Here is a 10,115-nt window from a genome sequence, read left to right on the forward strand (position 1 = left end):
ATAAAAAATAAAACAACAAAACATCACAAAAGCTAAAAATATCAGGAGAGAACAATCGGAGCAGATAGGTGAGATAAACAAACCGTTTGATGTGATAAAGCCACAAACGCAGTTATCAGGAAAGGTTTCACTACACAATTGGACATTGCCAACGCAATGTTCGCCCAACGCCAACGGACTCCATAGCTTTGATCAGTTGAGAGTTGAGAGTTGAGAGAACACGCGATAGAGCGAACAGAGTCGCTCGACAAAGAAAAGCCTGAGGTTGAAGGTTTAGGATAGGAGCGATCGTTCGGACTAGGGTTTGGTATCGTTGGATGATGTTTTAGCCTGCAGTTGCTATCAGCACGGCGGTAAAATCAGCGATGGTGCTGACCAATTCCTCTTGAGCGGCAATAATTTGCAATTCCCACTCGCCCTGCTCTGCCGTTTGCTTTAAGACACGATAAACCGCATGATTACACAGCTCGAATGATTTCAGTGCATCGTGATTATTCAAGTAATGCCCAGTAAAGAGTGACGTAATGAGATCCCCTACCCCTACAGGTTGGCGAACAAAATCCAGCAAAGGCCGAGTGATAAGAAACAGGCCCTGAGCGCTACCCAACAACATGGTAAATTGATGCTCAGAAGCACTGTGCAGATGCTTCACTAATACAATTTTTGGCCCCATGGTTAATGCGCGTTGACACGCCTTAATCGCCGACTCCAAATCATCAATCTCGATCCCCGTAAATCGAGCTAACTCGAACTGATTAGGCACAATAATATCGGCTTTCTGCATGATCCGTTCACACAAAGCTTTGGTCACATCAGGACTCACCACACAACCTTTAACCGGATCCCCCATCACAGGATCGCAAATATATAGGGCGTTAGGATTCGCAGATTTCACTCGCTCAACCGTATCTAAAATTTCATCAGCCTGCGCATCGCTCCCGATATAGCCTGAAATCACTGCTTTGATCCCGCTGACGACCTCAATGTTAACTAAGCCCTGCGCGAGATCACTGATATCACCCGGTTGCATCACTTTGCCCGTCCAGCCCTGCGCATATTGGGTGTGGTTGGAAAATTGAACGGTGTGAATCGGCCAAACCACATGCCCTAAACGCTGCAAAGGGAATACAGCCGAACTGTTGCCTGCGCAGCCATACACCACGTGAGATTGGATAGAAAGAATACCTTGCATAGTCGCCTCGAAAGGGGACAGTTAAAGCCCCCAGCATAAATAACGATGAGTAATAAACACTCAACTCTCGTGCTATAGCACGCCATAAACCACGCAGTATAATTGAGATGAAACCCAACGCACCGTTTCTATAACACAGTCGTAACCGATGGATGAACGGCGCGATAGAGCGCGTAATCAATCGACTTAAGGTTGCTATAAAAAGCTAAGTTCTCACACAACATATAAGTTTCCATCGACGTATCAATATAAAAAGCTTCGCTGTACGCTTCACTGGCCCTTTCCATATCACCCTGTAATTCAGCCAGTTTACCCAAAAGTACATACGCCAGTACTGATTCACGCTCAGCAAGAACTTGTTGCAAATAGTGATTGGCTTGCGACGCATTATCACGCATGGTCTCATGCAGCGCTAATGCTTCGAAAATACGCGGCTGTTGCAATGGTTGGCCTTGCTCGATGGCATGCAGTAATGACTGCGTCAATTGATTCACGCGGTCAATACTCAGCACTTGGCTTGGATCGAGCGCAGTTTGCACATAGTAAGCCACTAATAACTCCGCTTGCACGTAAGCGTTATCAGGTTCAATTTTCAATACTTCCTCTAACAACCTAATCCCCTCTTTAAAAGAAGATGGCTGAGATACATTGAGATAATGATGGGCTTGAATCAGCTTGACTAATGCCTGCTGGTTGGCGGGCATATCTGTCATTAATCGCTCGGCCTTACTGGCAGCATCCGGTACGGCTAAAGCTTGCATTAAATCCTGCGAGGCTTGCTTCATGACCACTTTAATTTGGGACAAAGCGAGCGAGTATTGGCGGCTAAACAGAATAGTCCCCGATCCATTATTGCGATACTCCACATCCAAATAAGCTTTACCGCCCTGATCTTTGACCTGCACCGTCACCGTTTTTCCCGCTAAAATCCCCGCAGCAAAACGGGTTTTACTCAAACGAACCCGATATTGACTGACTTGTGCGATGTCAGCGGCCAGCTTTTGAACTAAGCCATCAGACAACTCAATATTGCTTTGATCCTGCGCGAAATTCTCTTGGAATTTAAACTCCATTAAATGGGTATCCATCGCTTGAGTAATATTGGTTTCAGATTGATGGTAGGTAAATAAACCAAAAGCGATGATCAACGCTCCTATCCATAACACATCAAAAGCCATCAATTTCCAACGGCGAATTTGCATGGTATCGCGTGGTGTAGAAGTATTACGGCTACTAAAAGCGCGCGTCAACGGCCCGGCAGGAAAGGCAATATCGCAAGACAACTCTGGTTCAGCCGTCTCTTCAATTTCCGACCTTAACGCTGATTTACTGATGGGTTCATCATTAATTACCAGCCAATTTTGATCGACAACTTGTTCAGGAAGCACTTCTGTAACGCTTGCCACCAGCTTATATCCACGCTTAGGCACAGTCGTTAAATAATGGATGTTTTCTTCACGACCGTCGCGTAGCAGTTTTCTCAGCTCAAAAATAGATTGAGTCACCACTTGGTCGGTGACAATCGCACCACCCCAAACGTGTTCAATCAACTCTTCACGACAAAAGACTTCTCCTGCATTTTTTGCAAGAAAATACAAAAGGTTAATTAACCTTGGCTCGACCGAAACTTCCCTATCTTGGCGATACAATTTATTTTCATCAACACTCAACATCCAGTCGTTGATTTGAAAATGTATTCCAATCATGTGTGTACCATGAAGTATCAGTGATCATTGATAAAATGATAATTTAATACCAAATAAGTGAGGTGTGATTATATAAAGCTTTATATCAACAAACTAATAATCAAACTTATCAAAAACGCAAACTAAGGTTATCTCACTCCAATGCCGCTAAAATTGAGCAGTGGCTGGCGTTGTCGTCTATATGACCGCAGCACGCATCGTTGATTTTTTTTAGCGCTTGACGAATCGCCGTTAACTCGGCGATTTTTCGATCAATCACCACCAGCTTAGCGCTGGTGATCGATTTCACTTCTGCACAGCTGTGTTCGGTCGCTTCTAGCTTTATTTCCAGTAACTCTTTGATCTCATCCAAACTGAGCCCTAGCTCTTTGGCTTTGAGAATAAAACTCACCTGCTGCTGATTTTTTTGATTATATAAACGATAACCAGACTCACTGCGCCCCGCCGGTTTTATTAGCGCATTTTTTTCATAAAAACGCAGCGTATCGGTTGAAACTTTACAGCGTTTGGCGAGCTCTCCAATTTGAAACATCTCATTCTCCTTTAACGTTTTTATTACGTTTGATACCCAATATCGCCATTTTTATAAAAAATTTTGCGATGCCAAACGATTGCGCGAGCTTTTTGATGATTGTTTGGTTAGAATGTGCGCCATCAAATTTCCTATTAACTCCATGATTTGAGGAAGACCGAAGCATGAATAACGCTCGTCCTATTCACCGCGCATTGATCAGCGTATCAGACAAAACCGGCATTGTTGAGTTCGCTCAAGCTCTCGCGAAGCGCGGTGTCGATATTCTTTCTACTGGTGGCACCGCTCGCTTATTAGCAGACCAAGGTATTGCGGTTACAGAAGTTTCTGACTACACCGGTTTTCCTGAGATGATGGACGGTCGCGTAAAAACATTGCACCCGAAAGTACACGGTGGCGTGCTGGGCCGCCGTGGTCAAGATGACGACATCATGCAACAACACGGTATTAAGCCGATTGATATGGTAGTCGTCAACCTTTATCCGTTTGCCGAAACCGTTGCTAAAGCAGGTTGTACCCTAGCTGATGCGGTAGAAAATATCGACATTGGTGGGCCAACTATGGTGCGTTCTGCGGCGAAAAACCACAAAGATGTGACTATAGTGGTGAATGCACATGACTACGACCGTGTCATTGCCGAGATGGATGCGAACGACCATTCGCTAACACTCGAAACACGTTTTGACCTTGCGATTGCCGCTTTTGAACACACCGCCGCTTACGATGGCATGATCGCCAACTACTTCGGCACTATGGTTCCATCCTATGGAGCCTCTTTACTTGATGAAGAAGGAAAGAAGGCTGATGAAGAGAGCAAATTCCCGCGCACCTTCAACCAACAATTCCTGAAAAAACAAGACATGCGTTACGGTGAGAACAGTCACCAAGCAGCCGCTTTCTATGTTGAAGCCAACCCAGAGGAAGCGTCAGTCTCTACTGCACGCCAACTCCAAGGTAAAGCGCTCTCTTACAACAACATCGCCGATACCGACGCCGCTCTTGAGTGTGTGAAAGAGTTCGCTGAGCCAGCGTGTGTGATTGTCAAACACGCCAACCCATGCGGTGTTGCCTTGGGCAGCGATATTCTTCAAGCCTACAACCGTGCTTACCAAACCGACCCTACTTCTGCCTTTGGTGGCATCATCGCTTTTAACCGCGAGCTAGACGCACAAACCGCAGCGGCGATTGTTGAGCGCCAGTTTGTTGAAGTGATCATCGCACCAATCGTTTCTGCGGAAGCGATTGAAGTGGTTGCGGCGAAGAAAAACGTGCGCCTGCTTGAGTGCGGTGAGTGGTCAGCGAAAACCACGGGCTTTGACGTGAAACGCGTCAATGGTGGCTTGCTAGTGCAAGATCGCGATCAAGGCATGGTTAGCCTTGATGATCTCAAAATCGTAACCAAACGCCAGCCGAGTGAAGAAGAGATCAAAGATGCTCTTTTCTGCTGGAAAGTAGCTAAATACGTCAAATCAAACGCGATTGTTTACTCAAAAGGTGACATGACTGTTGGCGTGGGCGCAGGCCAAATGAGCCGCGTTTATTCAGCCAAAATTGCGGGCATTAAAGCGGCCGATGAAGGCTTACAAGTAGAAGGATGTGTAATGGCTTCTGATGCATTCTTCCCGTTCCGTGACGGCATTGATGCCGCAGCGCAAGCGGGCATCAAGTGTGTGATTCAGCCAGGCGGTTCGATGCGGGATGACGAAGTGATTGCCGCCGCCGATGAACACGGTATGGCGATGATCTTTACTGGTATGCGTCACTTCCGTCACTAAAAACCTTACCCCACCCTAGCCCTCCCCTAGAAGGGGAGGGAATAGAAACCAAATGACCTTACTTCCCTTTTAGGGGAGGGAGAATAGAACGAAGTGACCTCACCTAACTTTTAGAAAGAGGTATTGTTCTCCAACTTCCTTCCTCTTCAGGGGGAGGGAATAGAACGAGGTGACCTTACCTAACTTTTAGGAAGAGGTATTGTTCTCCAAGTTCCTTCCCTTCAAGGGGAGATATTGTCATCCAAGTTCCTCCCCCTTTAAGGGGGGAGGTTAGGAGGGGGTAAATGGCAACAAACAAACTCTATACGTTAAAGGATACTCATAGATGAACATTCTGATTATAGGTGCTGGCGGTCGTGAGCACGCTCTGGGTTGGAAAGTCGCTCAAAACCCAAATGTTAAAACTGTCTTTGTTGCTCCGGGTAATGCGGGCACAGCGCTTGAGCCTAAACTTGAGAACGTCAACATTGCAGTGGAAGACATTGCTGGTTTGGTCGCTTTTGCTCAAGAAAAACGTATTGAACTGACCATTGTTGGCCCAGAAACACCCTTAGTGCTTGGCGTGGTGGATGCTTTCCGTAAGGCGGATTTACCCATCTTTGGCCCGACGCAAGCGGCAGCACAGCTCGAAGGCTCAAAAGCCTTCACCAAAGATTTCTTAGCTCGTCATCATATTCCAACGGCGGCTTACGCTAATTTCACAGAAATTGAACCTGCTTTGGCATACGTCCGCCAGCAGGGTGCGCCGATTGTGGTCAAAGCTGATGGCCTTGCCGCTGGCAAAGGGGTCATTGTGGCGATGACGCTGCAAGAGGCCGAAGACGCGATTCAAGATATGCTCGCAGGCAATGCCTTTGGTCATGCAGGCAGCCGCGTGGTGATTGAAGAGTTCTTAGATGGAGAAGAAGCGAGCTTCATTGTCATGGTCGATGGCGTAAATGTTCTCCCTATGGCCACCAGCCAAGATCATAAACGCGTCGGCGATAAAGACACTGGCCCCAATACTGGCGGCATGGGTGCTTACTCGCCAGCTCCGGTGGTCACGCCAGAGATCCATGAGCGCGTGATGCAAGAGGTCATTTATCCAACGGTGCGCGGTATGGCGGCAGAAGGCAACCCTTACACAGGTTTTCTGTACGCTGGGCTAATGATTGACGCGCAAGGCACACCGAAAGTGATTGAGTACAACTGCCGCTTTGGTGACCCTGAAACTCAGCCGATCATGATGCGGATGCAATCGGATTTGGTCGAACTCTGCTTTGCCGCTCTAGAAGGTAAACTCGATCAAGTGGAGTCAAAATGGGACCCACGCGCTTCTATCGGTATTGTTTTGGCCGCTGGCGGTTACCCTGCCGACTACGCGAAAGGGGATGTCATTTCTGGCTTACCAACGCAAGAAGTCGCGGGTGAGAAAATCTTCCACGCAGGCACAAGCAACCAAGCTGGAGAAGTCGTCACCAACGGTGGTCGCGTGTTATGCGCAACCGCACTTGGTAACACAGTTTCACAAGCGCAGCAGCGCGCTTACCAATTAGCCAAACAGGTCAACTGGGATGGCATGTTCTATCGCAGCGATATTGGCTACCGCGCGATAGCTCGTGAACAACAGACAACAAAATAACAACGACAAAGCTAGGTTATGATCCAATAAGGCGCTCATTGAGCGCCTTATTTTTATACTTCATATTCATACTTCGGTATTGGCTTGGTGTTAAACTCACTTCGAGATGAACTTAATCATCACTTCAACAATTGCGGTTTTTCGACACAGCCATGATTCTCATCAGCAAGCATTAATAGCTCTTCGATATAGACACGGTTATTGCGGATTTTACCTAAAAATGCGATGTAGTTATCCAATGATGCTAAACGACTGACCACAAAACTGGGCAGCGTTTGGTTAAATTCCATCTGCGTGTATTCATGACCCGTACAGGTTTCAAACACTTCGCCATCCCACACTCCTTGAATCAGTTCTAACCCTTGGTTGTCTTTATTTTTGGTTTCTGAGATCAGGTATTGTGCTTGTTGCAGGTAATGGGAAAGCTGCTCTTCATCGAGTGGCAGTATTTTTCCATCGACACGGTATTGTTGATAAATGGCCTCGCCAGCGTCATTAAAACGTAAGTGAACCGAATAAGGCACGAGCGATTTCTTTTGTAGCTGCTCACCTTCGCGCTTGAGCTCTCTTAATGTCCCTTCATCCCAGCGATAATTAGTTTTATACCAACCATAATCACCCGATGCGACATAATCGGCGGCGCTGTTTGGAGAGGCTGAACGCTCGATATACCAATAAAAACTGGTGGCATCACCCATGGTTTGCCCACTGGTATAATTGGAATATTGTTCGAGACTAGGCGTATGGCTAGAGGAAGAGCATCCCACTAAGACTAGGGGAAATAGAATGGATAAAAGAATTTTTTTCATGGGAGAAATCTACGCCGAGAGGGTATCTCGGCGTAGTATAAATTATTTCACTGAATCTTTCAGTGCTTTACCGGCTACAAATGCTGGAACGTTAGCTGCTGCGATTTGAATCTCAGCACCTGTTTTAGGGTTACGGCCAGTACGCGCTGCACGGTGGTTTACTTTGAATGTACCAAAACCAATTAGTTGAACTTGGTCACCCTCTTTGAGAGCTCCTTCAACTGCGCCTAAAGTCGCTTCAAGAGCAGCTTTTGCTTGTGCTTTAGATAAGTCTGCTTTTTCAGCGATAAAGTCGATTAATTGGGTCTTGTTCATTAGGTTTCCCTTCTCATGTGTTATCGAATTGACCTCACTCTAAAACATAAAGCCCCCGTCTGGCAAAGGTTTGTCGCTGATCTTTTGTCTCTATGCCGCACTTTTAACCACAATATGAGCAATAACTCACAATTTGTTACTGATTGACAAAGAATATCCGCTTGTTTTTGATGCTGTAAGCCCTTATTTATAGCGTACTTATGCTTGGATACCTGATATTTCAGGTCACTTAAGCGACCTAATATATCAGTACAATCCTACGCAGGTAGAGCCTCCAATGACCGACATTGGCATGGATCAAGCTCAACGCAGTATTGATTTGGTATAAATAAAACTAAGGAACAATCATGTTTTTGCTTACGGTTTATATTGCCGTTGCCATCGGTGTCTCTTTTATCTGTTCGGTTCTTGAAGCTGTGCTACTGAGCATTACACCAAGTTACCTTGCTCAGTTGCGTCAAAACGCTCACCCTTCAGCCGACAGACTGAACAAACTCAAAGCAGACATCGACCGTCCCTTGGCATCAATTCTCACACTCAACACTATTGCTCACACCATCGGTGCCGCCAGCGCAGGTGCACAAGCGGCGGTCGTATTTGGTAGCGAATGGCTCGGCGTATTTTCTGCGGTGCTAACTCTAGGCATTTTGGTGTTGTCGGAAATCGTACCGAAAACTATTGGCGCAACCTATTGGCGTCAACTTGCGCCAGCTTCTGCGGTGGTTTTACGCTGGATGGTGTGGGCGCTGACACCTTTTGTCTGGTTTTCAGAGCAGATCACCAAACGCTTAGCGCGTCACCATGAAGCGCCCAAAATGCGTGATGAACTCTCCGCGATGGCCATGCTGGCCAATGAAAGCGGTGAGTTTGCCGATGGCGAATCAAAAATACTCAATAACTTGTTGGCTATTCAGCACGTCCCAGTGACTCAAGTGATGACACCGCGCCCGGTTTTGTTTCGCGCCAGCGCGCAACTCACTATCGACGAGTTTCTCGTGCAACATAGAGATACGCCCTTCTCGCGTCCGCTTATTTATGGCGAAAGCAAAGAGGACATCATCGGTTTTGTGCATCGCTTAGAGCTATTTAAACTGCAACAAAAGGGCCAAGGCAGTAAACGTTTAGAAGAGGTCATGAGGCCGCTTCATGCGCTGCTCAACAAAATGAGCTTATTAAAGGCCTTTGATCAAATGATGCAAAAACGGCTGCAACTGGCGTTAATCGTTGATGAATACGGCACAGTACAAGGCATTCTGACCTTAGAGGATATTTTTGAATACCTACTGGGTGAAGAGATCATTGATGAAGCGGATAAAACCACCGACATGCAGCAGCTTGCTTATCAGCGCTGGGAACGTTGGAAGAAAACACACGGCGTCATTGAAAACAGGGATGAGGAATAAAAAATAAAGGAAATAGAATGGAATCTAATCCTAAATCGACAAAAATGCTGCGTAGAACATTGCGTACTAACGCTACAGCATCAGAACAAAGTGTGTGGGCAAAGTTACGATGCCAACAACTAGGCACTAAATTTCGCCGTCAGTTTGGTATTGGTCCTTATATCGTGGATTTTTATGCGCCAAGTCATCGGCTGGTGATTGAAATCGATGGTGACTCTCATTTCAGCGAGTCTTCTTATATCTACGACCAAGCAAGAACTGATTATCTAGAGCAATTTGGCATTCGTGTTTTACGGTATACAAACGAGGAAGTACGAATACAACTTGATGATGTTGTTGAGGATATTTGTCGCTACTTAAACACCCCCCCCTAACCCTGTCTCTTGATCACAAGTCTGGTGAATCAAGAGACTTAGCCAGTTCATACCCTTCAAGGATGGTTTGTAACCTAAACCATCCTTGCCATAATGTCTTTATAGAAGCACGACCCGTTCGCTTTGTATTCTTCCAACCCCCTAATCGAGCAATACCTCTGTAAGCCCATGATATGTCCGGAGCTTCCTTCGGTAGCCCTTTTCTTTCTAGCTTTAGCCACATTAGCTTCCATGCTTTGCCTTTTAATATCGGCTCACAACTGCTCTTAGATAACTCATCTGATTCATTCATAAATCTCAACTGGAGCAACCGAGTCGCGATAAAAGCCAGAATAACGCTGAGCCTTTCTAAGTTATCTTTGCTTTGCATTCTCAATTGCTCGACTTG

General features: G+C 46.3%; 10 protein-coding genes. 4 read left to right on the forward strand and 6 right to left on the reverse strand.

The window, feature by feature from the left end; all coding sequences use genetic code 11:
• Window positions 1-325: 325 nt before the first annotated feature.
• From pdxY to zntR, 3 genes are all read right to left on the reverse strand, one after another.
• Window positions 326-1,192, reverse strand: coding sequence for a pyridoxal kinase PdxY (pdxY, locus tag AACU59_RS09645; protein WP_094145720.1), 867 nt, complete (start codon window positions 1,190-1,192; stop codon window positions 326-328).
• A 128-nt stretch (window positions 1,193-1,320) separates the two neighbouring features.
• Window positions 1,321-2,898 (reverse strand): lysine decarboxylation/transport transcriptional activator CadC, encoded by a 1,578-nt coding sequence (cadC, locus tag AACU59_RS09650; RefSeq protein WP_094145721.1) that lies wholly within the window; start codon window positions 2,896-2,898, stop codon window positions 1,321-1,323.
• A gap of 133 nt (window positions 2,899-3,031) precedes the next feature.
• On the reverse strand, window positions 3,032-3,430 hold the full coding sequence (gene zntR / locus AACU59_RS09655; protein ID WP_094145722.1) for a Zn(2+)-responsive transcriptional regulator: 399 nt from the start codon (window positions 3,428-3,430) through the stop codon (window positions 3,032-3,034).
• 164 nt (window positions 3,431-3,594) lie between these two features.
• Between zntR and purH the strand changes: the two genes are divergently transcribed.
• Window positions 3,595-5,205, forward strand: coding sequence for a bifunctional phosphoribosylaminoimidazolecarboxamide formyltransferase/IMP cyclohydrolase (purH, locus tag AACU59_RS09660; RefSeq protein ID WP_088729206.1), 1,611 nt, complete (start codon window positions 3,595-3,597; stop codon window positions 5,203-5,205).
• Window positions 5,206-5,530: 325 nt separating this feature from the next.
• Window positions 5,531-6,826, forward strand: coding sequence for a phosphoribosylamine--glycine ligase (purD, locus tag AACU59_RS09665; RefSeq protein ID WP_094133280.1), 1,296 nt, complete (start codon window positions 5,531-5,533; stop codon window positions 6,824-6,826).
• Window positions 6,827-6,945: 119 nt separating this feature from the next.
• Here purD and AACU59_RS09670 read toward each other — a convergent pair whose 3' ends face one another.
• Window positions 6,946-7,635: a DUF1481 domain-containing protein gene (locus AACU59_RS09670; protein ID WP_019282250.1), complete on the reverse strand. Its 690-nt coding sequence runs from the start codon at window positions 7,633-7,635 to the stop codon at window positions 6,946-6,948.
• A gap of 42 nt (window positions 7,636-7,677) precedes the next feature.
• Window positions 7,678-7,950 carry a nucleoid-associated protein HU-alpha gene (gene hupA / locus AACU59_RS09675; protein ID WP_010320328.1) on the reverse strand — a complete coding sequence of 91 codons (273 nt, stop codon included), beginning with the start codon at window positions 7,948-7,950 and terminating at the stop codon, window positions 7,678-7,680.
• 347 nt (window positions 7,951-8,297) lie between these two features.
• Here hupA and AACU59_RS09680 point away from each other — a divergent pair, with 347 nt between their 5' ends.
• Entirely contained in the window at window positions 8,298-9,353 is a 1,056-nt protein-coding gene (locus AACU59_RS09680) for a CNNM domain-containing protein (RefSeq protein WP_017048454.1), read from the forward strand.
• 17 nt (window positions 9,354-9,370) lie between these two features.
• On the forward strand, window positions 9,371-9,727 hold the full coding sequence (locus AACU59_RS09685; protein ID WP_094145723.1) for an endonuclease domain-containing protein: 357 nt from the start codon (window positions 9,371-9,373) through the stop codon (window positions 9,725-9,727).
• A gap of 13 nt (window positions 9,728-9,740) precedes the next feature.
• On the opposite strand, the gene AACU59_RS09690 is transcribed toward AACU59_RS09685, so the two are convergent.
• Window positions 9,741-10,115, reverse strand: a 375-nt coding sequence (locus tag AACU59_RS09690; protein ID WP_272925435.1) for an IS4 family transposase, incomplete at its 5' end; no start/stop codon positions are given.

The organism is Vibrio sp. V23_P3S9T160, assembly GCF_963886625.1.
GTDB lineage: Bacteria > Pseudomonadota > Gammaproteobacteria > Enterobacterales > Vibrionaceae > Vibrio > Vibrio anguillarum.

What these genes read in the sequence shown, in the direction of transcription:
- pdxY (WP_094145720.1), bottom strand. Translation starts at nt 1,192, where the DNA reads ATGCAAGGTATTCTTTCTATCCAATCTCACGTGGTGTATGGCTGCGCA.
- cadC (WP_094145721.1), bottom strand. Translation starts at nt 2,898, where the DNA reads ATGATTGGAATACATTTTCAAATCAACGACTGGATGTTGAGTGTTGAT.
- zntR (WP_094145722.1), bottom strand. Translation starts at nt 3,430, where the DNA reads ATGTTTCAAATTGGAGAGCTCGCCAAACGCTGTAAAGTTTCAACCGAT.
- purH (WP_088729206.1), top strand. Translation starts at nt 3,595, where the DNA reads ATGAATAACGCTCGTCCTATTCACCGCGCATTGATCAGCGTATCAGAC.
- purD (WP_094133280.1), top strand. Translation starts at nt 5,531, where the DNA reads ATGAACATTCTGATTATAGGTGCTGGCGGTCGTGAGCACGCTCTGGGT.
- AACU59_RS09670 (WP_019282250.1), bottom strand. Translation starts at nt 7,635, where the DNA reads ATGAAAAAAATTCTTTTATCCATTCTATTTCCCCTAGTCTTAGTGGGA.
- hupA (WP_010320328.1), bottom strand. Translation starts at nt 7,950, where the DNA reads ATGAACAAGACCCAATTAATCGACTTTATCGCTGAAAAAGCAGACTTA.
- AACU59_RS09680 (WP_017048454.1), top strand. Translation starts at nt 8,298, where the DNA reads ATGTTTTTGCTTACGGTTTATATTGCCGTTGCCATCGGTGTCTCTTTT.
- AACU59_RS09685 (WP_094145723.1), top strand. Translation starts at nt 9,371, where the DNA reads ATGGAATCTAATCCTAAATCGACAAAAATGCTGCGTAGAACATTGCGT.